Below are 25,782 nucleotides of genomic sequence, written 5' to 3'. Positions count from 1 at the left end.
TCCAGTGTCAATATTCCTTTGTTCTGCTATATTATCAAAATATTTTTTCAGATATTTTTTAAATAATATTTGGTGGTTGTTAGAAATTCACTACTTTTGCAATCCCACAAAATGAATGAGATGTACGCCAGTGGGGGACTTACGGCGAACATTTTGAAACTGATGGTTCCGTGGCCGAGTGGCTAGGCAGAGGTCTGCAAAACCTCGTACAGCGGTTCGAATCCGCTCGGAACCTCTACATATCTCTTTCTTAAAGCCGCGTACACCGCGGCTTTTTCATTTCCGGTAAAACTGTAATAGATTTTTGTAATGGCAACCGGCATATTATGTGCCAAAGGGGCTGATGGAATACGGGGGTATCTGGGAAGTATAGGTGTGTTTGAAGCGAAGATGCCCGCTGCTGGCTGGCTTCAGGGGTGAAAAAGAAATAATGCCAAGTGTGTTGAAATATCAATTCAAAAGATTATATTGCATACCCCGCAAGAGGCAGGTGAGGTTATCAGAAGGCAAGAGATTTATCAATAATTTACTATAGCTATCTAAACACAGCGTGTGTAATTGATAATAAAGATATCGGCGGCATTTTCTATTAAAATATGGAGCTGCCATCATTTTCCGGTCAACAAGCCTTCTGCATGCAGAAGGCTTGTTGCGTTTTATATACATTAAAAAGAAGTGGTTATGACAGAGATTATTAAAGTAACCGCCGAAGATTCCAAGCACCTTAACCAGGTGAAGCTGCTTTTCCGCGAATATGCCAATTGGCTAAATGTAGATCTTAGTTTTCAGCAATTTGAAGATGAGCTGGCGAACCTGCCGGGTGTGTATGTGCCTCCAACCGGCGCATTGTTCCTTGCATTGGTAGATGGACAGCTGGCCGGATGTGTGGCCGTGCGGTCGTTCGACAACAGTACCGCAGAAATGAAGCGTCTTTTCGTAAAGGATGCATTTAAAGGACACGGCGTAGGGAAGGCCCTGGCCAGTGCAGCCATTGCAGAGAGCCGGGAGCTTGGATACAAGCGGATCCTGCTGGATACATTAGCGCATATGCGTCCTGCAATTGATTTGTATACCTCACTCGGATTTCAGCCGATCGCAGCGTATTATGATAATCCCATCAGCGACGCAGTGTATTTATCGCTCAATATTGAAGAGGACAGTTTAACTTAAAAAAAATGCAGCGGAGGATTTTCCTCCGCTGCATAACATATAAAAGGATGATAGCTTACAGGGGTCTTATCCAGATATTCCTGAAGCTTACCGGATTTCCATGATCCTGCAGTGCGATGGATTTGGCACCGTGTTTTACATAGGTTGGTTTGCCGATATATTCTGTTTTACCTTCCAGCTCCACATTATTCTGCACCAGTACGCCATTTTGCAGTACAGTGGCTCTTGCAGGAGATTTCAGGGAACCGTCGCCGTTAAAGCGGGGAGCGGTCCAGATTACATCATAGGTTTGCCATTCGCCTGGTTTTTTACAGGCATTTACCAGCGGAATTTTTTGTTTGTAAAAGCTGCCGGCCTGCCCGTTGGAATAGGTGCGGTTGTTATAGTTATCCAATACCTGCAGTTCGTATTGTTCCTGCATAAATACACCGCTATTGCCGCGGCCCTGGCTTTCGCCTTTTACTTCAGCAGGGGTGCGCCATTCGATATGCAGCTGGAAGTCTTCAAACTGTTCCTTTGTTTTAATAACACCACCTCCCTTTACAACGGTCATCGCATCATCTTTCACCTCCCATTTTGCGGGTCCTCCCTTTTCTGATTCCCAGCTGTCGAGGTTTTTGCCATTAAACAGTATGATCGCATCTGATGGCGCCGTAAGGGTTTCAGTACCGGGTGTAATTACTTTTGGTACCGGCTCCCATACTTCCGTGGCTTCGGGTTTTATCTGCTCTTTGTTTTGCGCTGTTGCGGTAACGGCGAGCAGGGTACAGGCAGATAGCAGTAGCGTACGCATGTGTCTTTTTATTTTTGTTAGGTAGATGATATTTAAATATGTGTTTTCGTTCAGGCGGTAACGTTAGGCAGATGGTACCCGTTATGGTATTGGGCTGCTAACAGTTTATTGGCATCGCTGTCGGTAAATTTACCTGTTTGCTGATCCCAGTATACTTTTTTACCTGTGCGATAGGCGATATTACCCATTTGTGCGGTGGTAGCTACGAGGGAGCCCACCTGTACGGAGGCGTGGAGGTCGTCGAGTTTCCTGGACTTCACTACTTCCACGAAATTGGTGGTATGGAGGTCGAGGCCGTTATCAACGGATTTTTGACGTGGTATGGCTTCCATTTTTCCTTTTTCGGGGATTACTTCCCATCCGCCGCGGTCCAGCACCAGTGTACCGTTGTTGCCGATGAAGGCAATGCCGTGATCGCGTCCGTAAGGGCCGCCATCGATGCCTATAGCTTGTTCCCACTGGATGTTATAGTCATCGAATTCATAAACGGTGGTGAGTGTATCCGGTGTTTCGGCGGCATCATCGGGGTAGGCGAACTTACCGCCTGCGGCCATGATGGATTTTGGTGCGCCGGATTTCATACCCAGCAGGGCATAGTCGAGGAGATGCACGCCCCAGTCGGTCATCAGGCCGCCCGCATAATCCCAATACCAGCGGAAGTTGAAATGGAAGCGGTTGGGGTTAAAAGGCCGGGTAGTGGCCGGTCCCAGCCAGGCTTTATAATCCACACCTTCGGGCGGGGTGCCGTCTGGTTTTACAGGGATGGACTTCATCCAGCCCATATAGGCCCATGCTTTTACCAGGCGTACTTTGCCCAGTTTGCCCGAGTGTACAAACTCGATCGCGTCTTTAAAGTGTTTTTGGCTGCGTTGCCATTGACCCACCTGTACGGCGCGGTTATATTTCTGTTGGGCGCCTACCATAGAGCGGCACTCTATGATGGAGTTGCCCATGGGTTTTTCTACATATACATCTTTGCGGGCGGCGCAGGCGTCTGTCATTTGCAGGCAGTGCCAGTGGTCGGGTGTACCGATAACAACGGCGTCGATATTTTTGTCTTCCAGGAGCTTGCGGTAATCGCTGTAGGCTTTTACCTTGATGCCTTTCTGTGCGAGCTCGGCAACCCGTTTATCCAGCACGTTTTTATCTACGTCGCAGAGGGCAACGCATTGTGCGGCAGGGTTTTTCAGCATGGAGGTGAGGTCGGCCCATCCCATACCGTTAATACCGATGGCGGCGATATTGAGCCGGTCGCTGGCGGCTACTGTCCGCAATGGGAATGCCTGCAGTCCGGCTGGCAGTGCAGACACCAATCCTGCTCCTGCCACCAGGGTGGAGGCGGATTTGATAAAGTTTCTACGGGAGTTATTCATGTAATAAAACGTTTTGTGGAATGTGGAATTGTTAAAATGACAATTAAAAATACAAAATAGGGAAAAAAGTGGAGTTTATCGCCTTCCACGCGAATTTTGTCTTTCTCGCTGATTTTACTGATTACCCGGATTTTTACTTTTGGATTTTTTAGATTTTCTTAAAATAATAATGAAGGGAGATAAAAGCGAATATCCGCTCCTATCTCCCTTCATCCTTTATAAAATCCAAAAGTAAAAATCCGGGTAATCAGTAAAATCAGCGTAATCAGCGAGAAAGACAAAATCCGCGAAGGCGATTACTCCTCCTCCGGCTCGCCGCTTTCGCCGCCGAGGCTGAAGTTCATCATGGTGCCCAGCAGGTCGCTGAAGCGGGTTTCGTTTTCCACCACTTTTTTGCTGATGAGTGAGTAGGACGACAGGCCGTGCAGCACGAATTCCATGAGCAGCAGGGCTTCTTTGCTGTTGGCTTTCGGGAAGCGGGCTTTGATGAGTTCTTTCAGTCCGTCTACTTTGCTGAGGGTAGCGTCGTATTGTTTGTCGCTGATATCCTGCAGGAGCTGAACGGAATTGCCTTTATCGAACCATTGGATAACGCTGCGGTAGGGATTTTCAGCAGGTGCGCCGGCTTTCTTTTTCTTGAAGGAATCCGGGTTGGGGAAGTAGATGGCGAAGAGGGTACGGATGGCTTTGTCGAGCAGGTTATGGGCTACCTGGAGCGGACCTTCCTGTTCGCCTTCGTATACCAACTCTATTTTGCCGGTGATAGCAGGGATGATGGCCTGCAGATCGGCGATGCGCACCTGTGTTTCCTTTTCCTTGTTGATGATGGCGCGGCGTTCGCCGGCGCTCACCGCGTTTTCGTAGGCGGCGATGGTTAAGCGGGCGGAAACACCGCTTTTCTTATCAACGTATTCGCTGGAGCGGGCTTCAAAGGACACCTGTTCGATAAGGCGTTTTACCATATCGGCGATTTGTACTTTGGCTTGCTGATCTTCGTGGATATCGGCTTCCTGTTCTGTGATGAGCAGGGAATTTTCTATTGTTTTCGGGTAGTGGGTAATAATCTGGCTTTCGATCCTGTCTTTCAGCGGCGTTACAATAGAACCGCGGTTCGTATAGTCTTCCGGGTTAGCGGTGAAGATAAACAGGATATCGAGCGGCATTCTCACTTTGAAGCCCCTGATCTGTATATCGCCTTCCTGGAGGATATTAAACAGGGATACCTGTATACGTGCCTGGAGGTCGGGTAGTTCGTTGATGACGAAGATGCCGCGGTTTGACCGGGGGATGATCCCGAAGTGGATCACTCTTTCATCTGCGTAGCTAAGTTTCAGGTTAGCGGCTTTGATAGGGTCTATATCGCCTACGAGGTCGGCAACGGAAACGTCTGGTGTAGCCAGCTTTTCGCCGTACCGTGCGCTGCTGTGAAGCCACGTGATGGGCGTCTGGTCGCCTTTTTCGGCGATCAGGTCTTTTGCGTAGCGGGAGAGCGGGTGGAAGGGATCATCATTTACTTCAGATCCTTCCACTACGGGAATATATTCATCCAGGAGATCGGTCATCTGGCGGGCCATGCGTGTTTTGGCCTGGCCGCGCAAACCGAGGAAGAGGATATTATGTCTTGACAGGAGGGCTCTTTCGGTGTCGGGGATCACCGTGTCTTCATAGCCGATGATGCCGGGGAAAGTGCTTTCCTTTTCTTTTAATTTTCTGATCAGGTTACGCCTGATTTCTTCTTTTACGGAAACTGGTTTATAGCCGCTTTTTTTGAGTTCGCCTAGTGTTTTTATGTTTGTGTTCATCTTTAATAATTACGCATTACAAATTGGCAGTAGCTGTTGGCGGATGCGGGGATCCGTTTTTTGTCTATGCTGCTGTTTACTATTAATAAAACTTTCTTTTGCCGCTTTCGAAGTCGCGGAAAAGAAACTGTCCCAGTTTATCGGTGCCGGAAAAGAATGCTTTACCGTTGTTGGTTTCGGTAAATTCTGTTACGAACTTCTGGAGCCACGGATCGGTGGCTACCATAAAGGTGGTGATGGGAATTTTCAGCTTTTTGCATTGGGCGGCCAGGTTGAGGGTACGGTTGAGTATTTTCCTGTCGAGGCCAAAGCTGTTTTTATAATACTGTGATCCTATTTTCAGGCAGGTGGGTTTTCCATCTGTGATCATAAAGATCTGTTTGTTCGGGTTGCGCCTGCGGCGGAGCAGGTCCATGGCCAGTTCCAGTCCTGCTACGGTATTGGTATGGAAGGGGCCGACCTGCAGATAGGGAAGGTCTTTGATTTCTATCTGCCAGGCATCATTTCCAAACACAATGATGTCGAGGGTATCCTTCGGGTAGCGGGTGGTGATCAGTTCTGCCAGGGCCATGGCCACTTTTTTTGCGGGCGTGATCCTGTCTTCCCCGTAAAGGATCATGGAATGGGAGATATCGATCATCAGGGCGGTAGACGTTTGTGTTTTGAAGTCGGTTTCTTTTACTTCCAGGTCGTCCTGGCTGATGGAGAAACTGTCTATACCGTGATTGATCTGTGCGTTACGGATGGAGGCGGTAATATCCAGCTGATCCACGCCATCGCCAAATTCGAAGGGGCGTGTTTCGGCATTGAGCTCGTCGCCCATGCCTGATTTGCGGACATTATGATTGCCGGTAGCTGATTTTTTCAGTTTACCGAAGATTTCTTCCAATGCGTTTTTACGGATGGTTTGTTCTGCTTTGGAAGTAATTTCTATGGCGCCGCTTTCCTCGTTTTCGCGGATGTATCCTTTATCTTTCAACTCCTGGATAAAATCGCCGATACCGTATTCCTGGCTGGTGAGATTATATTCGTTGTCCAGCTCAGTGAGCCATTGCAGGGCTTCTGACACGTCTCCGCTGGTGTAGGTAAGGAGTTGGGTAAAAAGGTCCAGTAATTTCTGGAAAGGTGGTTTTTTGTTCTCGTCCGGGTTGAACCTGGTAAATTGTATTCCTCTCATAGCTTAGCTCATCTTCTGAATTAAATTTACCACTTTTCGCGGAGAATCGCCTTCGGCGATTTTTAAATTGTCTTACTGCCTGATTACGCTGATTATACTGATTAGGATGATTTGATTATGTTTTGATTTTTTTTATGATTAATAATAATCAGGAGAGATAAAAGCTGATATCCGCTTATATATTCCTTCATTCTTTATAAAATCCATTATAATCAAAACATAATCAAATCATCCTAATCAGTATAATCAGCGTAATCAGGCAGTAAGACAATCTAAAATCGCCGAAGGCGATCCCCTCGCGGATTTTTCTTCGCTTAAAACTTGCATTTTAGATTGAAACCAACTACTTTCAATCATCAAAAAAATAGCTATATGAAAAAACTGAGAAATGCGTTGATCCTGGCAGGCGGCCTGGCGGTTGCATTATTTGCAAAATCGGCAGTTGCCCAGAGCAGGGCAGATGCATTGGGATGGAAGCTGGGAGCGCAGGCGTGGACATTCAATCATTTTACGCTGGCGGAGGCGCTGGATAAAATGGACAGCTGTGGTATCCAGTACGTGGAAGCATTTCCCGGACAAGTGATTGGCGGTGGTATAGAAGGTAAATTTGATTACCATATGTCGCCTTCCAAACAGGAAGAAGTAAAGGCGTTGTTTAAGAAAAAGCACAAGGTGCTGCAGGCATTTGGCGTGGTAGTGCCGGAATCGGCTGCCGAATGGCGTATGCTGTTTGATTTTGCCAACAGGATGGGTATCCAGAGCATTACTTCTGAGCCCAAGCCGGAAGACCTGGACCTGATCTCTTCCCTGTGTGATCAATACCAGATTAAGCTGGCGATACATGATCACCCGAAACCGAGCCGTTACTGGAACCCTGAAACGGTACTGGAAGCGATCAAAGGCAGAAGTAAATTAATGGGCGCCTGTGCGGATATTGGTCACTGGGTACGCTCAGGCCTCGATCCGGTAGAATGTATCAAAAAGCTGGATGGTCATATTGTAAGCCTGCATTTCAAAGATCTGAACAACAAATCTGCTGATTCCCATGATGTAGTTTGGGGTAACGGTGTTTGCCAGATGCCGAAAGTGCTGGAAACATTGAAAAATCAGAAGTTCAAAGGTTTGTTTTCTGCGGAATACGAATACAACTGGGATAACAATGTTCCTGAAGTGAAGGCCAGCGCTGCGTTCTGGAGAACGATCGTTAGCAACCTGTAATAAATTATTGTCTTTACGGACAATTGATCCGGAGATAACGGCCTGGCCGGGATCTCCGGATTTTTTATGGATGTTCGATATCGGACATTCCCTGTTCTTTACTGAACATTCGCACGGCTTCTTTTTTTATATCTCTTTGAAAATTAAATAAATATATTCCTGTCCCGGTTTTTGCAGGCAAAGCGGCAATACTTCCTGTTATGATCAATAGCTACTTCAAATTATCATTCAGAACACTCTGGAGAAAGAAATCGTTCTCCCTGCTCAACATCACAGGACTGGCCGTGGGCATCGGCGCCAGCCTGTTGATCTTCCTCGTGATCCGCAACGAGATGAGCTATGATACTTATCAAAGTAAGCGCGAAAGAATTTTCCGGGTAGTGACCACTTTCACCAACCGCAGCACCGGTGAAAAATGGCACCATAGTATGGTGCCGGCACCGCTTGCATCTGCCATGCGACGGGATTTCCCTTCCCTTGAAAAAGTAGCGGTTGCTGAATATATCGGCGGCGCGCAGGTATATGTTCCGGGGGAAAACGACGGCGAAGAGAAAAAATTTAAGGAAAGCGGGGGCCTCTTTTTTGTGGAACCTGCTATTTTCGACATCTTCGATTTTGCCTGGCTCTATGGAAGTGCAGCGGAATTAAAGGAACCCAACACCGTGGCGCTTACCCAAAGTATGGCCGAAGCCTATTTTGGCAACTATAAAAACGCCATTGGCAAAATAATACAACTATGGTCTTACCGCGTGCCGCTTCGTGTGACCGGCGTTTTTAAAGACCTGCCGTATAATACGGATCTGCCGGTACGCATGGCAGCATCTCATGCTACCTGGCTAAGGATAGACGACCATGAACGCCAAAGCCGGGAAGACTGGCGCTCGCTTAGTGGCGGAACACAATGTTTTGCGCTCACTTCTCCGAAAGATGATATAAGCAGGCTGCAGGCGCAACTGCCGGCGTTTGTGAAAAATAATTACCGGGAGAATGCGGATCAGACAACAGGCTTTAGCAGCCTGACTTTTCAGCCGCTGAAGGAAATGCATCTCGACAAACGTTATGCTACCGTAAAAGACGACTCCCTGTCGGCCACAGAACTATGGGCGTTGGCTATCATCGGTCTGTTCCTGTTAATGGTGGCCTGTATCAACTTCATTAACCTGGCTACAGCGCAATCGGTTAACAGGGCTAAAGAAATTGGTATAAGGAAGGTACTGGGCAGTAACCGTCTCCAGTTATTAAAACAGTTCCTGGGAGAAACTGCTCTGATCACCGCTTCAGCCATCATATTGGGCAGCATAATGGCCTGGCTGGCTATTCCTTACCTGAGCAACCTGGTAGGAAAAACGCTGGAGTTGAATCCGCTGCGCCATCCGTCGATATTACTCTTTTTAATATTATCCGGTGTGATAGTTACTTTCCTGGCTGGTTTTTACCCTGCTATTGTGCTCTCGGGATTCAACCCGGTAGCTGCTATTAAGAGCAGGATCAACGTCCGTCCGGCAAGCGGTATTTCCTTACGCCGGGCTTTAGTGGTATTCCAGTTTGTGGTAGCACAGTTGCTGGTAATAGGTACACTGGTGGTGGTAAAGCAAATGAAGTATTTCAGGGAAAAACCCATGGGCTTTGAAAAAGAAGCGGTGGTGTTGCTAGACCTGCCCAGCGATAGTACTTTAAGACTAAAATATTCCCATTTGAAATCGCGGCTTTTGCAGCTGCCTGGAGTAGAAGCGGGCAGTTTATGCTCTATAGAGCCATCTTCCCATTTCGGACGGTTCACCGATTTCTATTATAATAACGAAGCTAAGAGGCAGCCTTACAGCGTGAAGCGGATCAATGCCGATACCGGTTATTTCAATACCTTCCGTTTGGGCCTGGTGGCAGGACGTTATCCATTTTCCGATGATAGCACAAGGGAAGTACTGGTAAATGAAACGGTGGTCAGAAAACTGGGATTGCGTTCTGCAGAGGATATTATCGGGAAGATAGTTGCGGTTGATAACGGCTCCCGTAAATTCCCGGTGGCGGGCGTATTACGCGATTTTAATAATAATTCACTGAGAGATGAGATTTCACCATCTGTAATTTCGGCTGATAATAATGATTATGGCACGCTGGCACTCCGGCTGGATCCTGAAAAAGTACCTGCTACGTTAAAGCAGGTAGAGCAGATATTCACTGCCATATATCCTACTTACATTTATGATTGTACTTTTTTTGATGACCAGATAGGGAACTTCTACAGGGCTGAAGCCATTACTGCAGCGTTGTTCAAGGTATTTGCCTTCCTGGCCATTTTTATTTCCTGTCTTGGATTATATGGACTGGTTTCTTTTATGGTAATACAGAAAACCAAAGAGGTAGGTATCCGTAAAGTACTGGGGGCTTCTGTACAAAGTATACTGTACCTGTTTTCCAGGGAGTTTACCACGTTAATAGGTATTGCATTCCTGGTGGCAGCTCCAGTAGGATATTATTTTATGAAGAAGTGGTTACTTGGTTTCCACTATCATATAGACATGGGCTGGGGCATTTTTGTATTGGCTATTGTATTGTCCGTTTTAATTGCGTGGATAGCGGTAGGGTATAAGGCCATCAGGGCTGCCTTGGCCAACCCGGTTAAGAGTTTAAGAGCAGAGTAATTATATTGATAAAAAAGAGAGCCCGTACCATTGGTACGGGCTCTCTTTTTTATATCCGGAAGTACGGTTACTTCGCTGAATCTGCCGGCTTTGGTACCGGTGTAGAATCTTCCGTATTTACTTGTATGGCGCCGGCGCCGTCTTTGTTTCTTTTGGTACCATTAGGGCCAAACTCGCCTTTCATCTGGTTTAACCAGGTGATGAACTGTTGTGCATTCTGGCCATCGCGTTGTAAGTCGTTGGTCATTCTGTTTGGCGGCAGTGAGCTGTAGTAGCGCAGTTGCTGCTCACAGTCTTTGATCACCTGGTTCGACAGTTCTTCTGCTCTTTTCGCATCACCGGCCATATAGTAGGCGTAGATGGTTTGAATAGAAGTATAGTTGTGCATGTTACCCGGAGTGGTCATGGCATAAGGGAAGTTGGTTTCCATTATGTTTTTGTCCATGTAGCGGAGCACGTTGAGGGCGCTGTCTTTAGAGGCGCCTTCCTGCGTCATGGCTACAGACAGTTTGGTAAATGCCTGACGGAGGTACATGATCATTTTCCTGTTGGGCTCATCGAAGTAGGTACCGCGTGTTTGAGCGCCACCGAATTCAAATTTGTGCATCAGGTTATCATACATCACACCTACGTTCGCGTTGATGTCCATGCCCAGCGGATCGGTAGATGTAGCTTTAGGCAAAGGCACCAGGTGGTAGGTGAGACCATCAGTTTGCATATATTCATTCAGGCCAAGATCGGTAGGGCTGGTGAAATAGATAGGCCGTTTCCAGTCGTTGGCAGCGATGATGTCATATACTGCGAGGTCGTTTTTCAGCAGGTAGCTTTTGGTGATTTTGAAAGGCATGGAGGGCAGGATCTTCGCACTGTCTTTCGCCGCTACTACGCCGTTGGCGAGGATCGCCTGTTTGTCGACCGGAATAAACAGCTGACGGGTAGGCAGGAAGTTTTCTGCGCCGCCGTCCTGCGTGGTTACTTTACTGTTTACATCATCGCTTCCCATGAAGTTCATGATTTCTTTCAGGTTAAAGTATTTGTCGGCAGGAATATTTCCCGGATCGAAGAAGCGGATATAGTTGCGGTTTTCACCTTTATATTTATCGGCAGACCAGGTCATTGGGATGGCAGGGCTTTGGTTTACGGCTCTGCGCATCTGATCGATGTACCAGTCGACCCCGAGGAGGCTGAGGTTGATCACCCTGATATCGGGGCGGATGCCTTCTACTTCCTGTGCGTACCAGAGGGGATAGGTATCGTTATCTCCGACGGTGAACAGGATGGCATTTTTCTGACAGGACTCCAGGTAATCTTTGGCCACATCCCTGGCTACGTATTTAGTGGAGCGGTCGTGGTCGTCCCATTCCTGGAAGGCCATTAATACCGGTACGGCGAGCAGGCAGATAGCTGTAGCCAATACGGGGGTGATGGCGCTTTTGATCCTCTTTTTCAGGAAGCTGTATACCGACAGTACGCCTAAACCGATCCAGATAGCAAATGCGTAGAAGGAGCCTACGTAGGCGTAGTCACGTTCACGCGGCTGGTTACCTGCCTGGTTGAGGTAGATGACGATAGCGAATCCTGTGAAGAAGAACAGGAGAGATACGATGAGGGTATCTTTACGGTGATTATTATATTGATAGAAGAAACCGATAACACCGAGAATGAATGGCAGGAAGAACAGGGTGTTGTGAGCCTTGTTATTTTTCAGACTGTCCGGTATCATGGACTGGTCGCCATATAAGAAGTTATCGATGAACGGAATGCCTGAGATCCAGTTACCGTCACGTACGTTGCCGTAGCCTTGTGTATCGTTTTGTTTACCTGCAAAGTTCCAAAGGAAGTAGCGGGCATACATGAAGTTCACCTGGTATTGCAGGAAGAATTTGAGGTTATCGCCAAATCCTGGTCTTTCACCTTGCTGGAGGCCCAGCCAGGTGCGGTAGTAATCGGCGTGGCCCTGATCGTTGCTGGCGTCCCAAACACGTGGAAAGAGCATCATATCAGCCGGGTCATATTCCGGTTCCATTTTCTTGCCGGCGATTTCATATTTTTTTGCACCGCGTGCGTAGATGTTACCGCCTTCTTTGTAACCTGTTGGGCGGGCAGTGAACACCTGGCCGTATACCAGCGGGAAGTCGCCGTATTGTTCACGACCAAGGTAACCTACCAGGGAGATGGGGTTATCTACGTTGTACATATCTACTGAAGGATTGGCAGTAGAGCGTACCATGGTGGTAATATAAGTAGAGTATCCTACGAGCATGAACAGCACGAAGGAAATCGTGAGCCGGCTGAAGTGTGCTGTTTTGGATATATCCATTTTCACGCCTACGGCTTTCAGCAGGTATGGGATGGCTATAAAGAAAGCGGCCAGCAGGAATTTGAAGAAGATGGCACCGGAGCCTGCCTCGTTAAACGCGGGTACCAGGATGATGGTAGCGATTACGATGAAGGGGGCGTAGATACCGAACTTTGGCTTCTGGTAACCGATTACCAGCAAGGCTATGATGAGTACGAAATAGAAGGTAAATCCGGAGAAATATCCCATTCCGAGGCTATTTACGAAGAAAACGTCCATATATCCGGAGGCCTTTACGGTATCCTGGATAAGGTATTTCTGTACCAGGCCGGTGACGCCGCAACCGATAACGAAGGCCCAGAAGGTTCCCCAGCCGGTTACTTTAAAGCGTCTGAAGTAGTACACCATTACCATAGCGGGGATGGTGAGGAGGTTGAGCAGATGGACACCGATAGAGAGGCCGAGGAGGTACCCGATAAGGACGATCCAGCGGTCGGCATAGGGTTCATCGGCTTCATGTTCCCATTTCAGGATGGCCCAGAAAACGATGGCGGTAAAGAAGGAGGACATACCATATACTTCACCTTCCACGGCGGAAAACCAGAATGAATCGGAGAAGGTGTATGCTAAAGCGCCTACGGCGCCTGCGCCCATGATAGCGATCATTTTTTCACGTGAGATCTCTTCACCGGCTTTCACCATGAGTCTGCGTGCGAAGTGGGTGATGGTCCAGAACAGGAACAGGATAGTGAAACCACTGGCCAGGGCTGTCATGGTATTTACGCCCAGGGCGGCCTGAGATGGTTTCAGGAACATACTAAACAATCTTCCAAGCAACACGAACAATGGCGCTCCGGGCGGATGGGGAATCTGTACTTTGTAAGCACTTGAAATAAACTCGCCGCAGTCCCACAAGCTGCCTGTAGCTTCCATCGTTTTAATGTAAACAAAGCAGGCGATGATGCAAATGACCCAGCCGACCATGTTGTTGGTCCTTTTAAAATTCATAAGGTTGTTTTAAGGTCCGACAAAAATATAAAAAACAGCAAATTATGCTAATCTGGCGAACAGTTTTAACTTTTTGTAAATATCTTTTTAGCTGTTACCCTTTTGGCTAGCCGCATCCGGGCGCCGGAAGGGAGTTTTCCGGGAGATTAAAAAAGCATTATAATTCAATGATCAGGCGCTGTTGGTTACAGGCTCACGGCAGTTTGGACGGTCCAGGCAGCAGGTTTTGCATTGAAAAGCGCTTTGGTGGCGGCCCAGGTTTCCCGGAAGAGGGGGGATTGCCGGTACTTTTCGAGTGCCGTTTCAGATTCCCACTGGCTGAAGGTGAACCAGGTATTTCCGGAGGCGGCGTGTTCCCACAGTTCGAGGTGGAGGCATCCGGGGAAGTGGCGGATGAGTTCCTGTTGTTTGGCAAAGAGTTCCCGGAAGGTGTTTACTTTTCCCGGGTCGAATTCCATTTTAACGATACGGTTAATCATTGAAAAATTATTCTAACAGTTTGGTAGTATGACAGTTGCTGGTAGCCGGCTGGCTGTGTGAGCTGGTCGCGGCGGAAGCCTTGCAGGCCGAACAGGCCGGCGGCATTTCCTTTGTTGATGGCTATTTCCAGGTAGCCGGCAGCGTTGAATAGGGCGAGCTTGGTGCCTTCGGGAACGTCTGCATAGGTTTCGCTGATCTGGCTGATGACTTCATCGCGTCGGAAGAAGATGCGGAACTTCCGGTTTTTGCACTGCATATCGAACTGTTGGCGTGTGATGTTCACGACAACGTTTTCGAAGCTGTCGATATGAATGATCTGTCCTTCTATGAAGTCGTCGCCCACAAGTGGCTGCAGGTTGTGTTTTACGTGGATCTGCTGGGTGAGCGGGCCGAGTTCACCGAGGGCTTTGCCGCGGCTTAGCTCCCGGGCGGCGGATGCCAGCAGCTGGATAATGGTAAATGTGTTTTTGGGTGCATCCGGCGGAAGGGGCAGTTTAATGACCTTCTCCGGCATACCTCCGGCAATCATGGTGAGCAGGCCATTGTCTGCGCAGCCGATGTATTGCCCGTTATGTTCTGCTACCAGCACATGATCCGGGCGTTTATCGAATAAATTGATTAATACAAAGTGAAAGGTACCGAGCGGGAAATAGGCAAAGGCGCTTTTACAGATATAAGTGGCCTGTGGTAGATTGAAGGGGCTGATATGGTGGGTGACGTCCGTAACATGACATTCCGGGCAGTATTGCCAGAGCTGCCCTTTGATGGCACCTACCAGGTAATCCTGCATTCCTATGTCTGATGTTAAAGTTATAATGGACATGCCCGAAAATCTAAATCCAAATCCCAGTGTTCAAAACCCACGAATCAATTCCCGTCCTCACTCGTCTATCCGTTTTTCATTTATCCGGAATGGCAAATTAAAAGTGCGCTTTCCTTCCAAAAAAGATGCCATTGGGGGTTAAGTGAACTAAACTTAGTGCAAATAAAGACAAAAAAGCCGAGGCGATCGTATTTTAAGCGGAATTTTTTGCACTAACGTTAACGGCTACAGTGAAAAGAATGGTTACTTACTGAAGAGGGGAACCGGGTTCTTTTTTAAAGTGATTATAAACCATTTTGTCCAGGAAGCCAGGGAGAAGTTTACTTAACAGCACGGTGAGTTTGCCCTGGCCGGTGAGTACCAGCGTACGTTTTCGTTTGGCGATAGCGGTGGCAATAGCGGCTGCTACTGCTTCTGCGCTCATCAGTTTACCTTCATCCAGCGGGGTTTCGCTTTGTGCCTGCCCATGCGGATTGAGTGCGGTGTTACGTATATTCGAGGCCGTGAATCCGGGGCATACCCACATCACGTTAACGCCTGTATGTAAATTTTCGGTGCGCAGCGCTTCCAGGAAACCCTGCATGGCGAATTTGGAAGCGGAGTAGCCGGTACGTGCGGGCAAGCCCCTGTACCCGGCAATGGAAGATACTCCCACAATCGTTCCCTTGTTAGCCTGAATAGAGGGATATGCAAATTTGGTACAGTATACGGTTCCCCAGAAATTGATATCCATGAGCGATTTCAACACGCTTACATCCAGATCGCGGAACAGGGCGCGCATGGAAATGCCTGCATTGTTGATAAGGATATCTATTTTTCCGAATTGACTGATGGTACTTTCGATAAAGGCTTTACATTCGGCCTCTACACTAACATCTGCGACGAAAGTAAACAGCCGGGTGTTATTGACTTCCTGTTGCAGGTCATTGAGGGCAGCCTGCTTTCTGCCGCAAACAGCCACATGAGCACCATGTCCCAGTAATTCTGTTACAAGGGCTTTTCCAATTCCTGACGATCCGCCTGTGATGACAACCGTTTTATTCTGAAAGTACGTTTTCATGGGTATAATTTAGCTTCACAAAAATAGGTGAGTAACATCAATTTATTACAAGGCATTTACAGAAATGTAATGAACTATTTTTGGGTGGGTGGTGTTATAATACTTTGTGGTGCCCGGTTTGGGATATTTTTGAATAAAAATTTGGCAGGAATAAAAATATTCCTATTTTTGCAACCGCTTAACAGCAAAGGATCTCCTAGCTCAGTTGGTAGAGCAATACACTTTTAATGTATGGGTCTTGGGTTCGAGTCCCAAGGGGATCACTAGAAGATTATAAACCTCGCGCTGGTCGCGGGGTTTTGTTTTTTGCTCTATAATTTACTCTATAAAGATTGCATGAGGCGATTGGGTTTACGTTGCTTTACAAAGAGCTGAACTATCTTTACGAATTTACGATTTGTTATCCTCAAATTTTAAGATTAGAAATTTAGGGTAACAGTATTTTAAAATCCACATCTAATATACTATCGGAGTTCCTCCGATCTTTAGAAGCCGTTGTTGCCACTATAAACCTCTCTCGCAATGTATACGAATCATCGTTGCGCACTCTGGTTGATTTGACCAAAAAAAGTGTGCGAAATTTAGTTTCATGAACGTTAACAGAAATTTTGAAGATGCTTATTTTCCTTGAAAAGAAATGCAATTTTCTGAAAATAAAATACTATTGCCTGGAACATAACAGTACTTCCTTGTTAGTTATGTTTCTGCTATTGCAAATGCAATAGACTGTGAGCTGCTGTGACTTATACTTAAATGCCATTTGATAATACCAATTGAGTCAGATATCACTTTAACCTGCCCTGATAAGTATACAACTGGAATATTTTCCTGATTTCTAAGTATTTCAATATCAGTCAAGGCAATACCATCTTGCATTCCAGTACCCAGACACTTCAAAACAGCCTCTTTGGCGGCGAATCTCCCTGAAAGAAAGCTCAAATTGTTTGAATAATCAAAAATTTCTAATTCTAAATTTGTAAAAATTCTCTTTTGGATCGAGACATTTTTTTCCCATCCAAATAAGCTTGTCAATTTATGGTCAACAATATCAGTACCAATACCGACGATCATGAATTTAGATTTGAATAGGTGATTTCTTTTTTATGCGCATCAAATTCAACACGACCACCGTTGTTGTTTATAAGTAAACGAAACACTTCATATGCTTTTAGGATTGCATTTTCCCACTCTTTAGAAGTCCTAACCCTAACCTCAAAGTTTTCAGTCATTTCCTTAATAATCCTGAGAGTTGTTCTTGATACTTTTGACGCATTTTCAAAAAAGTCTTTTCTTTTTGCTTCATTAAAAATAACCATTGAGAGAGCCTCCTCAGTTATGGTTGCACGAGCCCCATCCTCAATTTCGTCAACCAGATCATCACTTTTCCTTTTTCTACGCATCATTACCCTTGCACATGGTGACCATCCTAGCAAAGTAGCGAACGAATAGTGGAAAATATCATGATACCGATAAAAGTCATTTTCATAGGAATTGTCATTTATTATATCGCCTAATTGCTTGGTATCATTTAGAATAACTCGTACCTCTCCTTTTCCTCCAATTCCTACTTCCTTGAAAGTTATCGAGAAGCGTCGAGGTATTTGCTCTAGCTCATCAAAAGCGGTGTCAAAAAAAAGTTTATTTTCCATGTTTTTTATTTTGCTCAATTAATTCATTTAACGCATGTCGGATACTGTCAAGTTCACTGTGTAGTCTAACTGTTTCCCTATTGCTGGATTTAGCAACGGAATCGGCTGTTAATTCTTGGGTTTTAAGCATTACGCCTTTTTCAATCCCGGTGGTAAATACGCTCCAATCAAAAATGAACTTTACAAAAATAACAACAAACAAACTCACAGAGGTAACCGCAATGTAGTTATTCGCTTTCTGATCCCTTTCCAACACACTGAGCCTTTTATCCATATCAGTATTGAAGTTATTAATTCTTTTGCTCAATTCATTGGGAGAGGCAAGCTCTCCTTGACTTAACGCTTCAATTGGTGCGTCCGGGATATGCATCTGTTGTCCATGACTTCCCTTGTAGTCTTGACTTTCGCTTAATTCCGCAAACCATATTGGAAAATATGCTTTTCCTCGGGTTAAAAATATACTCGACGGTCCCGCATTATAAACAGAAAATAATAGCTTGCCTTTAAAACCCGGATCGACATGGAATCCGGAAACATTTACCAGTCCCTTGAATTTGACGCCAGCTTTTATGGATATAAAAGCAATTTTATTCTTAGGCATTGTTATTACCTCTTTAGTCAATAAAAGCGCAAACTGGCCAGGTTTAATTTCGATTATATCATTATCCTTGAGCTTTTTTACTGCTTTCGGTGACGCATCTGTCTGAAAGACTTCATCCCCCAAAGACAATTCGTACGCTCCATTTGATATTCGATCGGCAGAATATTCAGTTATAATCGGTGATGCCGAGAGAATTTTTGAAAGTTCTTTGTTGCCAATAAAAGCCATAAATGTTTCCAGTTATATTGATTAATGTAGTAGTGCTTTTTTTAATTTGATATATTTTTATTTATATCCCATTTAGGAGGAAACCAAAAATCAATATGCTGTCTATTTTCTTTAAATATTTGCTTGATTTTTATTCTGTCACTATCGCCTTTAATTTCAGGATGCTTAACTCGAGCATATTTATCAACTTCGCAGAACAAATTTTGACAATCTATCAATTGAAGTCTACGTCCCCATAAATTTTTAAACTCCAGTCCTAAACGATCAAATTCTTTCTCTTGCCTATCTGTTACTAATTTTATTATATCTACATTATTTAAACCTGCAGTAGAGGTAAAACACTTGCTTATTCCACCTTTAGCTCCAGGCCCTGGTACAACAAACTCTGATTCCGGAAAATTTATAATCGGTGAATAATTAATGTCAACTAATAACTGATATGCAAGAAAATCACCGAGGCTTGGAAAGCTTTTTAATATTTCAAACGCCTCCTGCATTCTCTTTGTCGACATTAGCCTGTCAACTGTATTCTCTTTAATAATTAATTCAATTAACCTAAGATGATTTGAATGCTTCCTTTCTTGACCGAAATATGATTTCCCAGAAGGCATAATATAGGCTGCCGAATAGATTTTTTTTCCTGCCGTGAAATGTTTTGAAAGCAAATCGTCATATCTTTTGAAAGAATAATCTTCATAGGTAATTTCGCCGAATTTTGATTTTAATAATTCCCATGTTTCTATTTTGTTGAAGAGTTTAAACAAAAGAATTCTAAACAAGATTTCTACAGGAGAATTAGGCAATTCTTTATTATATATTACATTTTTGATTAGGTACTGACTTACCCTATCGGATGCACGATAAGCATTAGTAAATTTATATTGATTGATTATAGGATCGGTTGACCAAGGAAATCCTTTTCCTTTGAACCGATTGAAAAATACATCTTGTCGCAATGCGGCAAATTTCCAATAGCTATCATATACTACCGTAGTCTTTGCAGGAGCTAAAGACTGATAAATTGTAATCCCTGACACATTCTTATACGTGCTTTTTTCCATTCTAACTGCAATATGTTGAATTAAGATAATTTTGATAATATTAGTTTCGCATCGCTTTTAGTTATTTTAGGATCAAGCTGTTCAACTCCAATAAAACAGTTAAAACGCTCAAATTTCAAATTTGACTCCTGAGCAACAAATTTTCCGAGATTTATCAAACCCAACCAGTTTCCATATGCTCGCTGATATAAGTATTGTATAGCATAAAAGCTATTCAATATAAGGCCTCCTGATTCGGATTTATAAAAGGTTATATGCTGCAAGCATGGAAAACTCTGATAGGGACTATCAGTGTAATCCCTATTAGGATCGAAAGTTGAGGCTTGTAGTTTAGAACGTCGTACAGATGTATTTGAAAGTGAATTAATTATCATCTCAAGCTGATTTACTTGTTTGTCGTCATCATATCTAATTAGTCGTTCAAAATATATACCTTTATTATTCCGTCTGTCTACTTTTCTAATTCTAGGTAAACTACGTAAGTATAACTTATATAATTCGGAACGATTGTTTTTGCATAATTTATAAAGCGAGTCCGGAAATATGGTTTCAGAAACAGTTTCCACAGAATCCAAGTCCCGGCTATGCAAATCAGAATTTAGGTGTTGTCTAAATGTTTGAGATTCTCCAAAGTCTGTCATAGTGAGTACCAATGGAGTTATCTCTTTCCCTGAGCTTTCAATGATCTTAGTCATCGCTGTCAGCCATGTTTCAGAGAGATTTTTCCCTTCAATTATATATGGATTGTTCATTATGTTAAATTTCTAAGTGACGGTATTCTGCAAGACCAATATAGTTTTCCCTCTGAATTCTAATAAAATAACTGTTTCCATTTCCAGAGTGATGAACAGCAGTAATGCCAGGGTTGATCGCAATATAAGCTATGCCCAAGGTATTCTCTGCTACCCTTTTTAAGTACATATTATCTACTACTACTTCTTTCGGGAATACAATGTAATTGTTTACCTCTAGGTCAATGGTTGATAATATGCAGTGACAATCTATTACTCTAAAGAATGAGTTTTGGGATATCTCTGGAAAATGGTAGGATAGAAGCTTGCCGGGTGTCCATATCGAAAGTTTCTTACACATTTCCTCGCTAATCAAATTACTATAACGACAGTGTTTAACCAAAGTCTGATATCCTACTGCAAATAGAGAACTAATGATGTAAAATTGTATTGGTGACGAATTGTCAAAACTCCAGTTTCGCCTTTTAAACTCAACCTGAATTCCGCCGACTGGTATGAGGAGTGCAGCCGCAAAGGCATCAACTAATATTTCGTCCTCATCCTTAGGGTCTGAATTAGACCTATCTTCAGTTAAAATGTCAACTTTAAAACCATGATTAAATACAAAGTGGCCAAGCTCATGACCAGCCGTGTATACTCTTCTCGGGAACGGTCTTTTATTTGATATCAGTATAAAAGATGCATCACCTTTTTTTACATAAAAACCGTCCATGTTTATGTCTGAAAATCGAACAACTACGTTTAACTTCTCGCAAGTATCGAAAATATTAATTGGCTCAAAGTTGTTATACCCAAGTACTTTTCTAATCTTACCTGCCTTTTTAATTGCGTCCAAATAAAGTTGATTCATTCCATTATTTATTAGGTAAGATTTTTAGAATATCATATAATTTCTGCCTGTCTTCCTGACTCATTTTGCTCAATTCACGAGCTGCTATATGCAATTGTTCTTTTAAATTGTCTTCATTTTCCTCTTTCATTAGCAACCAATTAGTTGAGACTTTATACAGTTTAGAGAACTGTATAATCTCTTCTGCACTAACCTTGCGTCTTCCTGCTTCAATTTCTGAAATCGCAGGACGCTGTATGCCTAGAATTTTTGCCGCCGCTTCCTGTGACAATCCTGCCGTAGTTCTGGCTTCTTTTAATCGGTCTGCAATTTGTTCTCTCTCTTTCATATAATAATTACATTTCAACTTTTGCAATTTCTAAGATTTTCTGTGCTACTTCTTTTACAGACAATTGCCTTCTTTTCTCGCAAAAAATATAGCACTCATTAGGAATGACAACTTCTAAAGCAAGCTCGACTTCACAAATAGCTGTAAGTAAAACCTGACTTTTAATGAAATTACCTGGGAAAAAATCACTGTCGACCTTTTCAGGTATTTCTAACCTCTCGCAATAGTCCTTTAAAATTGTAACTAGTTGCTTCTCAACTATTTCTATTTGTAAAGTCATTATTATGTATGATTATCTTACAAAGATAGTAAGATTTTCTTACGAATAAAAATTTTCTTGTGAAATTTTCTATTTGCCAAGCTGTTTTTAAATTATTTTTTCTAATGCTTGCTTTGAACAAGTATTAGAAATAGCAGGGCAAAAATTTGGACGTCGATCAATAATACAATAACGGAGATTCCTCGGATCCAGATTATTTTTATTTGACAAGTAAGTGATTTCGTCTTTGTTTTTTAATTCCATGCTTCGCCGGAACCTGCAAGATGACCGGTTGTATCACAGCCGCCTTTCCGTTTACCTGCTTCGCCGTAAACTGCAAGATTACAGGTTGTATCACAACCTGCTTTTTTTGTGCTACCCCTCCGAAGTCGGGACGCTGGTTAACCCCTTTAGAATTTGATGGGGTAGAGGATAATTTTGAACTTTTAATTATTTTCGAATAGATAAGTTACCCCGATAATTTTAAAAGAGAAGTGTATGAGTGAAAATGTGCGCAATGAAAATGCCATGCCCCCGATGTTATTTTCTTTTGAACCAGACCAATTTTGGCAGCGCGTCAGATTAATAGTCCGGGAAGAATTGGCTGCAAAAGAAAAGACAGAACTCCCGAAACTGGTTTATGAAACCCCTGGTCTACTTTACAAGCCAGTCTATAAGATTGCCGAAGTGTGTGAGCTGTTTCAGGTAACCCGACAAACTGTATATGATTGGGTAAGGATTGGTAAGTTGAAGCGGTATAAAGTGAGATCGCGTGTTTTCTTTTTGAAGGACGAAATTTGGCAATTATTCCGCCATGAGGATAAGGCCGTGGATAATTGCTAATTAATGAAGTGGGCCGCTGCCGCGGGCTTGCGCTCTGTCCAGGATGATTTTTGCATCATTTGTCCGCTAATGGGCATTGTAAGAAAAATCATCCTGGTCAGAGCGTTCTTATTTAATCTTCCTTTAGGAATGTAAAATTTTGATCCAGTAAATGTTTTGGATGAACGTTTAAACCCCTTGCCAGTTCAAGAAAGGTGGTAAAATTAAAATCTTTTTTCCCGTTTTCAATATTACTGATATTGCCTTTAGTAACATCGCATCTTGACGCTAGTTCGTCCTGGCTTATCTGTGCCTCTTCTTCTCTGATTTTGCGCAGACGCTCACCTATTTCCTTTAATCTGTTTTCTGCATTGACTACTACATTTTCTGCGTGCTTGGAGAGGCCAGAATGTAGTGCAGCAATGCTCATGCCATAGGCGTGAGCTTGCTTGTAAGATCTACTCGGCCTCTCCAAGCGCGCGGGTAGAATACTGCAAGTAAGCCACGCCTATGGTATTTTACATATAGCCATTTGCGTTCGTTAGCTGCAATGTTCCCCTAACTACATTATCCTTCACATTAGCAATAGTCTTAGATAATCGGCCCAAAGGCCGAGAGGGGAATCGTATGGACAACAAGATCTATAGCCTTTTTACTCATTGTTTAAAAACAAAAAATGGTATGGAGAATTTATTAACCACTTTATCCAGTATTACGACCTATACTACCAAACACGGCTTTGCGGATGTCTGTTGGCATTCATTAAGCAGGATAATAGGCAGCAAAGATGCTGACATGTGGACCGTGAAAGAGCGGGATCATTTTATGATGTTTACGCAGTTTTTTATCAGGTGCGGAGAGGCAGTATTCACGGTAAGGGATGCACTGATCAGAGATGCCGTTACTGATCTTAACAGTAAACTGGTTACAGAATTGGTTGAGCCATTGGATTGGCTGGAAGAATTTAATTCGGCCTTGGAGTTTGACGAGTTAAATGAAACAATTGACGAGTACACTGAAATACTCCTCAACATAGAGAAACGAATGATAGAATCAGATGTGCTTGAATTTGCAGCTAGTCATTTTAAATCTTTCTTTCTCACTGTCTATGCGTTGAACATGGAAAAAAGAATAGATAGCATAAGAGATTTTCATCATAATTAAATCGTTACCCATGAATAAAAGTATCAAAGAGATGAATGTGTTATTTATGTTTCATGCTGAATTTATTAGGGTTGCTAAAAATTTCAGGGATAAGGTGTGTGAAGAATGCAATTACAGCACTCCTACATTTTATCGTAAGATGAGGGGGAAGGATAAGGTTATTGACGGGAAGATGGTCCCGGTTTTAAGTAACGCAGAAAAGGACAAGATCCGTGAGATAGGCGTGAGCATCAAGGAGGAGTTTATTTCTTTAATAACCGATCTCACAGTGAAAAAATAAGTTTTGAGTGAATGCAACATATATGGCAATGGCGCTTGATTTCTCTTGCGCCATTTTTTGAAGCTATTAGAACCGGAAAGGCCATGCAATGAAACCTCTCCGGTTTTTCTTTCTCAACAAGCCTTGGAATGATCGGTCGTATTTAGTAGGATAACGTCAGTTTGGTGCCTGTTTTCCCAAATTTCCTTTATTTTCCTGCCAGCTTCCTCCGGACTAATACGGATATATTTATAGAAATCCAGTAAACTCTTATGACCACTGATTTTCATAATCAGCTCTACCGGTGTTCCTGCCAGAAATTCATTAGTACAGAAAGACCGGCGACATGTATGGGACGTGATCCAGCCATATTTGGGCTTTAGGACTTCAATATCCTTATTCCCCTTTTTATAAGAGAACTTCACAGTTTCGCAAATGCCCGCCAGACGGCCAATCTCTTTAATATTAACGTTGAAATCCGGATTGTTCACAATTGGGATTACTTTTTTGAAGCGGTTTATGAGTATATCATTAGCCACATTCATTAAAGGGATTACCACCCAATGATCCGATTTTTCCTGTTTTTTATGCAGCATACCGGCACGTATATCTTCCGGTTTGATATTGGAGAAGTCTGAAAACCTAAGGCCGGTAAGGCAGCCCAGTACAAATAAATCCCGGTATGGCAGGAGGGAGGGGAAATCTGTCAGATCGGTGTTATATATCTGGTTTATTTCTTTCCATGAAAGATATATTGCGTCTGATTCTTCATTCAGTATCTTAAAATCTGATAAATCAATAGGAGGAATGATTTTACGGCGTATTCTATCCCGGATGAATATGCGTAGCTGCTTAATAGTTTTGCCCACTGTTGCGGTCTTAAGCCCCTTTATAACAGTTTTTCTTCTGCGTTGGGTATACTCAAATGTCAAGAAGTCAACTAACCCTTCATAGAAGTTAAAATCAAGGCAGTTAAAAGTAATCACGGCTTTACGGTGATCCTGGAAGGATTGGAGGTGGCCCTTCATGTTTTTGTAAACCCGGAGCATGCCAGGTGTAACCTTGTTGGCTTTGCACTTAATGTAATCATCTATTTGAAAGTAAAAATCCAGATTAGTCTCTGGTTGCCGGGTCGCAGCCTCTTTGGCTTTAGGAGCAAGGGCTTCTGGGTCGAGGTCTGGTTTAAATGACTGCTTGAGAAAAGAAATAAGATCCTTTACTTTTTCTTTCATGGCATAAGTCAGCATGTCCTGCGCAATGCGTATACAGGTTTGCAGGCGTTGGTTGAGGTCTGCTACATTCCCGTAATTTTCGGGTAGGCTATCATCGATACGTAGCTTCTTGCGGTTCCAGAATCCGGGCGGAATAGATATTCCGGTGTTTAGCAGAGTGCGCTTGTCAATGGAATAACAGTATTGAAGGAAAATAATGCTGGTGCCGTCTTTGCGCATGTCCTTTTTGGTGCAAACGGGCTTAATGGGTAACATCATACTCTATAATTTACTCTATAAAAACTATGTCGGCTCTTGTAAAGGTAATTCCCTTAACGCCTATACGGAGTTATAGAATATTGAAAATCATAGAGTTATTGTAGTATTGTGTCGTCATCTGTAAAGATGAATTTCACACCGGAAATCCCAAGGGGATCACTGGAGAAACTTGAAACCTGCGCGCCGCGCGGGTTTTTTGTTTTTGGTCTATTTACAGGCAGATTAAAGCGGACGTTATTAAGATTGTAGAGAATGAAATGGAGCGTATCAAAAATGACCCCAATTTACAGCATTTGATACAGGAGAGGTAATATGGAGAGTGAGAGGACAAACAAGTATCATTTTTAGTAAAACGTAAATATCTCTCATTTCTCATTCCAAATCATTTATAGGTCAATCGCTTTTAGTATTTTTGTTTTAATGAGGTCCCCCCATTTGTCGGGTCAGTGTGAGATAGAGAAAGCCGGGCTATTG

At 43.7% G+C, this 25,782-nt stretch carries 24 protein-coding genes and 2 tRNA genes; 8 read left to right on the top strand and 18 right to left on the bottom strand.

The window, feature by feature from the left end; genetic code table 11:
- Positions 1–164 precede the first annotated feature (164 nt).
- Together QFZ51_RS23225 and QFZ51_RS23220 are read left to right on the top strand one after the other, a co-directional pair.
- Positions 165–235: transfer RNA gene (locus QFZ51_RS23225), tRNA-Cys, on the top strand.
- Positions 236–681: 446 nt separating this feature from the next.
- On the top strand, positions 682–1,170 hold the full coding sequence (locus QFZ51_RS23220) for a GNAT family N-acetyltransferase (protein ID WP_370913279.1): 489 nt from the start codon (positions 682–684) through the stop codon (positions 1,168–1,170).
- Positions 1,171–1,225: 55 nt separating this feature from the next.
- On the opposite strand, the gene QFZ51_RS23215 is transcribed toward QFZ51_RS23220, so the two are convergent.
- From QFZ51_RS23215 to QFZ51_RS23200, 4 genes are all read right to left on the bottom strand, one after another.
- Positions 1,226–1,963 (bottom strand): 3-keto-disaccharide hydrolase, encoded by a 738-nt coding sequence (locus tag QFZ51_RS23215; RefSeq protein ID WP_429049435.1) that lies wholly within the window; start codon positions 1,961–1,963, stop codon positions 1,226–1,228.
- 50 nt (positions 1,964–2,013) lie between these two features.
- Positions 2,014–3,336: a Gfo/Idh/MocA family protein gene (locus QFZ51_RS23210; RefSeq protein ID WP_429049432.1), complete on the bottom strand. Its 1,323-nt coding sequence runs from the start codon at positions 3,334–3,336 to the stop codon at positions 2,014–2,016.
- A 296-nt stretch (positions 3,337–3,632) separates the two neighbouring features.
- Positions 3,633–5,138: a sigma 54-interacting transcriptional regulator gene (locus QFZ51_RS23205; protein ID WP_370913282.1), complete on the bottom strand. Its 1,506-nt coding sequence runs from the start codon at positions 5,136–5,138 to the stop codon at positions 3,633–3,635.
- Positions 5,139–5,220: 82 nt separating this feature from the next.
- A complete protein-coding gene (locus QFZ51_RS23200) occupies positions 5,221–6,315 on the bottom strand; it encodes a vWA domain-containing protein (protein WP_429049429.1) in 1,095 nt (364 codons plus the stop codon).
- Positions 6,316–6,687: 372 nt separating this feature from the next.
- On the opposite strand from QFZ51_RS23200, the gene QFZ51_RS23195 reads away from it, so the two are divergent.
- Both QFZ51_RS23195 and QFZ51_RS23190 read left to right on the top strand, forming a co-directional pair.
- Positions 6,688–7,533, top strand: coding sequence for a sugar phosphate isomerase/epimerase family protein (locus QFZ51_RS23195; protein ID WP_429049426.1), 846 nt, complete (start codon positions 6,688–6,690; stop codon positions 7,531–7,533).
- A 200-nt stretch (positions 7,534–7,733) separates the two neighbouring features.
- Entirely contained in the window at positions 7,734–10,175 is a 2,442-nt protein-coding gene (locus QFZ51_RS23190; protein ID WP_429049424.1) for an ABC transporter permease, read from the top strand.
- A 67-nt stretch (positions 10,176–10,242) separates the two neighbouring features.
- Here the strand turns inward: QFZ51_RS23190 and QFZ51_RS23185 are convergent, their stop codons facing one another.
- The 4 genes from QFZ51_RS23185 to QFZ51_RS23170 form a co-directional block, all read right to left on the bottom strand.
- Positions 10,243–13,482, bottom strand: a complete 3,240-nt coding sequence (locus tag QFZ51_RS23185; RefSeq protein WP_429049421.1) for a glycosyltransferase family 117 protein — start codon at positions 13,480–13,482, stop codon at positions 10,243–10,245.
- A 185-nt stretch (positions 13,483–13,667) separates the two neighbouring features.
- On the bottom strand, positions 13,668–13,961 hold the full coding sequence (locus QFZ51_RS23180) for a putative quinol monooxygenase (protein WP_429049418.1): 294 nt from the start codon (positions 13,959–13,961) through the stop codon (positions 13,668–13,670).
- Positions 13,958–14,785 (bottom strand): SAM hydrolase/SAM-dependent halogenase family protein, encoded by an 828-nt coding sequence (locus QFZ51_RS23175; RefSeq protein WP_370913288.1) that lies wholly within the window; start codon positions 14,783–14,785, stop codon positions 13,958–13,960. Before QFZ51_RS23175 ends, QFZ51_RS23180 begins: the two co-directional genes overlap by 4 nt.
- A gap of 247 nt (positions 14,786–15,032) precedes the next feature.
- The gene (locus QFZ51_RS23170; RefSeq protein ID WP_429049415.1) at positions 15,033–15,845 is read right to left on the bottom strand and encodes an SDR family oxidoreductase; all 813 of its coding nucleotides are present in this window, start codon (positions 15,843–15,845) and stop codon (positions 15,033–15,035) included.
- 190 nt (positions 15,846–16,035) lie between these two features.
- Between QFZ51_RS23170 and QFZ51_RS23165 the strand changes: the two genes are divergently transcribed.
- A tRNA-Lys gene (locus QFZ51_RS23165) sits at positions 16,036–16,108 on the top strand.
- A 433-nt stretch (positions 16,109–16,541) separates the two neighbouring features.
- On the opposite strand, the gene acpS is transcribed toward QFZ51_RS23165, so the two are convergent.
- The 8 genes from acpS to QFZ51_RS23125 are packed head-to-tail and all read right to left on the bottom strand — an operon-like array spanning position 16,542 to position 21,594.
- Positions 16,542–16,916, bottom strand: coding sequence for a holo-ACP synthase (gene acpS / locus QFZ51_RS23160; protein ID WP_429049413.1), 375 nt, complete (start codon positions 16,914–16,916; stop codon positions 16,542–16,544).
- Positions 16,913–17,494, bottom strand: coding sequence for a hypothetical protein (locus QFZ51_RS23155; RefSeq protein WP_429049411.1), 582 nt, complete (start codon positions 17,492–17,494; stop codon positions 16,913–16,915). Before QFZ51_RS23155 ends, acpS begins: the two co-directional genes overlap by 4 nt.
- Positions 17,484–18,323 (bottom strand): dCTP deaminase domain-containing protein, encoded by an 840-nt coding sequence (locus tag QFZ51_RS23150; RefSeq protein WP_429049408.1) that lies wholly within the window; start codon positions 18,321–18,323, stop codon positions 17,484–17,486. Before QFZ51_RS23150 ends, QFZ51_RS23155 begins: the two co-directional genes overlap by 11 nt.
- A 41-nt stretch (positions 18,324–18,364) precedes the next feature.
- Positions 18,365–19,384 (bottom strand): nucleotide kinase domain-containing protein, encoded by a 1,020-nt coding sequence (locus QFZ51_RS23145; RefSeq protein ID WP_429049406.1) that lies wholly within the window; start codon positions 19,382–19,384, stop codon positions 18,365–18,367.
- 20 nt (positions 19,385–19,404) lie between these two features.
- Entirely contained in the window at positions 19,405–20,136 is a 732-nt protein-coding gene (locus QFZ51_RS23140; RefSeq protein ID WP_429049403.1) for a hypothetical protein, read from the bottom strand.
- Between the two features lie 4 nt (positions 20,137–20,140).
- Entirely contained in the window at positions 20,141–20,986 is an 846-nt protein-coding gene (locus QFZ51_RS23135) for an ImmA/IrrE family metallo-endopeptidase (RefSeq protein WP_429049402.1), read from the bottom strand.
- Between the two features lie 4 nt (positions 20,987–20,990).
- Entirely contained in the window at positions 20,991–21,314 is a 324-nt protein-coding gene (locus tag QFZ51_RS23130; RefSeq protein WP_429049399.1) for a helix-turn-helix domain-containing protein, read from the bottom strand.
- 7 nt (positions 21,315–21,321) lie between these two features.
- A complete protein-coding gene (locus QFZ51_RS23125) occupies positions 21,322–21,594 on the bottom strand; it encodes a hypothetical protein (RefSeq protein WP_429049397.1) in 273 nt (90 codons plus the stop codon).
- 477 nt (positions 21,595–22,071) lie between these two features.
- Between QFZ51_RS23125 and QFZ51_RS23120 the strand changes: the two genes are divergently transcribed.
- Entirely contained in the window at positions 22,072–22,416 is a 345-nt protein-coding gene (locus QFZ51_RS23120) for a helix-turn-helix domain-containing protein (protein ID WP_429049394.1), read from the top strand.
- A gap of 112 nt (positions 22,417–22,528) precedes the next feature.
- Here the strand turns inward: QFZ51_RS23120 and QFZ51_RS23115 are convergent, their stop codons facing one another.
- The gene (locus tag QFZ51_RS23115; RefSeq protein ID WP_429049391.1) at positions 22,529–22,825 is read right to left on the bottom strand and encodes a helix-turn-helix domain-containing protein; all 297 of its coding nucleotides are present in this window, start codon (positions 22,823–22,825) and stop codon (positions 22,529–22,531) included.
- A 251-nt stretch (positions 22,826–23,076) separates the two neighbouring features.
- Here QFZ51_RS23115 and QFZ51_RS23110 point away from each other — a divergent pair, with 251 nt between their 5' ends.
- On the top strand, positions 23,077–23,559 hold the full coding sequence (locus QFZ51_RS23110; protein WP_429049388.1) for a hypothetical protein: 483 nt from the start codon (positions 23,077–23,079) through the stop codon (positions 23,557–23,559).
- A gap of 10 nt (positions 23,560–23,569) precedes the next feature.
- The gene (locus QFZ51_RS23105; protein ID WP_429049385.1) at positions 23,570–23,839 is read left to right on the top strand and encodes a hypothetical protein; all 270 of its coding nucleotides are present in this window, start codon (positions 23,570–23,572) and stop codon (positions 23,837–23,839) included.
- A gap of 113 nt (positions 23,840–23,952) precedes the next feature.
- Here the strand turns inward: QFZ51_RS23105 and QFZ51_RS23100 are convergent, their stop codons facing one another.
- On the bottom strand, positions 23,953–25,269 hold the full coding sequence (locus QFZ51_RS23100; protein ID WP_429049382.1) for a phage integrase SAM-like domain-containing protein: 1,317 nt from the start codon (positions 25,267–25,269) through the stop codon (positions 23,953–23,955).
- Positions 25,270–25,782 lie beyond the last annotated feature (513 nt).

Origin of the sequence: Chitinophaga sp. W3I9 (genome assembly GCF_050434025.1) — a bacterium.
In the GTDB taxonomy this organism is placed as follows: Bacteria; Bacteroidota; Bacteroidia; order Chitinophagales; family Chitinophagaceae; genus Chitinophaga.
Note: the sequence above shows the minus strand (reverse complement) of the source record. Positions and strands in the feature narration are given on the sequence as shown.

What these genes read in the sequence shown, in the direction of transcription:
- QFZ51_RS23190 (WP_429049424.1), top strand. Translation starts at nt 7,734, where the DNA reads ATGATCAATAGCTACTTCAAATTATCATTCAGAACACTCTGGAGAAAG.
- QFZ51_RS23175 (WP_370913288.1), bottom strand. Translation starts at nt 14,785, where the DNA reads ATGTCCATTATAACTTTAACATCAGACATAGGAATGCAGGATTACCTG.
- QFZ51_RS23150 (WP_429049408.1), bottom strand. Translation starts at nt 18,323, where the DNA reads ATGGCTTTTATTGGCAACAAAGAACTTTCAAAAATTCTCTCGGCATCA.
- acpS (WP_429049413.1), bottom strand. Translation starts at nt 16,916, where the DNA reads ATGATCGTCGGTATTGGTACTGATATTGTTGACCATAAATTGACAAGC.
- QFZ51_RS23120 (WP_429049394.1), top strand. Translation starts at nt 22,072, where the DNA reads ATGAGTGAAAATGTGCGCAATGAAAATGCCATGCCCCCGATGTTATTT.
- QFZ51_RS23110 (WP_429049388.1), top strand. Translation starts at nt 23,077, where the DNA reads ATGGAGAATTTATTAACCACTTTATCCAGTATTACGACCTATACTACC.
- QFZ51_RS23215 (WP_429049435.1), bottom strand. Translation starts at nt 1,963, where the DNA reads ATGCGTACGCTACTGCTATCTGCCTGTACCCTGCTCGCCGTTACCGCA.
- QFZ51_RS23130 (WP_429049399.1), bottom strand. Translation starts at nt 21,314, where the DNA reads ATGAAAGAGAGAGAACAAATTGCAGACCGATTAAAAGAAGCCAGAACT.
- QFZ51_RS23220 (WP_370913279.1), top strand. Translation starts at nt 682, where the DNA reads ATGACAGAGATTATTAAAGTAACCGCCGAAGATTCCAAGCACCTTAAC.
- QFZ51_RS23185 (WP_429049421.1), bottom strand. Translation starts at nt 13,482, where the DNA reads ATGAATTTTAAAAGGACCAACAACATGGTCGGCTGGGTCATTTGCATC.
- QFZ51_RS23135 (WP_429049402.1), bottom strand. Translation starts at nt 20,986, where the DNA reads ATGAATCAACTTTATTTGGACGCAATTAAAAAGGCAGGTAAGATTAGA.
- QFZ51_RS23145 (WP_429049406.1), bottom strand. Translation starts at nt 19,384, where the DNA reads ATGGAAAAAAGCACGTATAAGAATGTGTCAGGGATTACAATTTATCAG.
- QFZ51_RS23195 (WP_429049426.1), top strand. Translation starts at nt 6,688, where the DNA reads ATGAAAAAACTGAGAAATGCGTTGATCCTGGCAGGCGGCCTGGCGGTT.
- QFZ51_RS23105 (WP_429049385.1), top strand. Translation starts at nt 23,570, where the DNA reads ATGAATAAAAGTATCAAAGAGATGAATGTGTTATTTATGTTTCATGCT.
- QFZ51_RS23100 (WP_429049382.1), bottom strand. Translation starts at nt 25,269, where the DNA reads ATGCGCAAAGACGGCACCAGCATTATTTTCCTTCAATACTGTTATTCC.
- QFZ51_RS23140 (WP_429049403.1), bottom strand. Translation starts at nt 20,136, where the DNA reads ATGAACAATCCATATATAATTGAAGGGAAAAATCTCTCTGAAACATGG.
- QFZ51_RS23115 (WP_429049391.1), bottom strand. Translation starts at nt 22,825, where the DNA reads ATGAGCATTGCTGCACTACATTCTGGCCTCTCCAAGCACGCAGAAAAT.
- QFZ51_RS23170 (WP_429049415.1), bottom strand. Translation starts at nt 15,845, where the DNA reads ATGAAAACGTACTTTCAGAATAAAACGGTTGTCATCACAGGCGGATCG.
- QFZ51_RS23155 (WP_429049411.1), bottom strand. Translation starts at nt 17,494, where the DNA reads ATGGAAAATAAACTTTTTTTTGACACCGCTTTTGATGAGCTAGAGCAA.
- QFZ51_RS23210 (WP_429049432.1), bottom strand. Translation starts at nt 3,336, where the DNA reads ATGAATAACTCCCGTAGAAACTTTATCAAATCCGCCTCCACCCTGGTG.
- QFZ51_RS23125 (WP_429049397.1), bottom strand. Translation starts at nt 21,594, where the DNA reads ATGACTTTACAAATAGAAATAGTTGAGAAGCAACTAGTTACAATTTTA.
- QFZ51_RS23180 (WP_429049418.1), bottom strand. Translation starts at nt 13,961, where the DNA reads ATGATTAACCGTATCGTTAAAATGGAATTCGACCCGGGAAAAGTAAAC.
- QFZ51_RS23205 (WP_370913282.1), bottom strand. Translation starts at nt 5,138, where the DNA reads ATGAACACAAACATAAAAACACTAGGCGAACTCAAAAAAAGCGGCTAT.
- QFZ51_RS23200 (WP_429049429.1), bottom strand. Translation starts at nt 6,315, where the DNA reads ATGAGAGGAATACAATTTACCAGGTTCAACCCGGACGAGAACAAAAAA.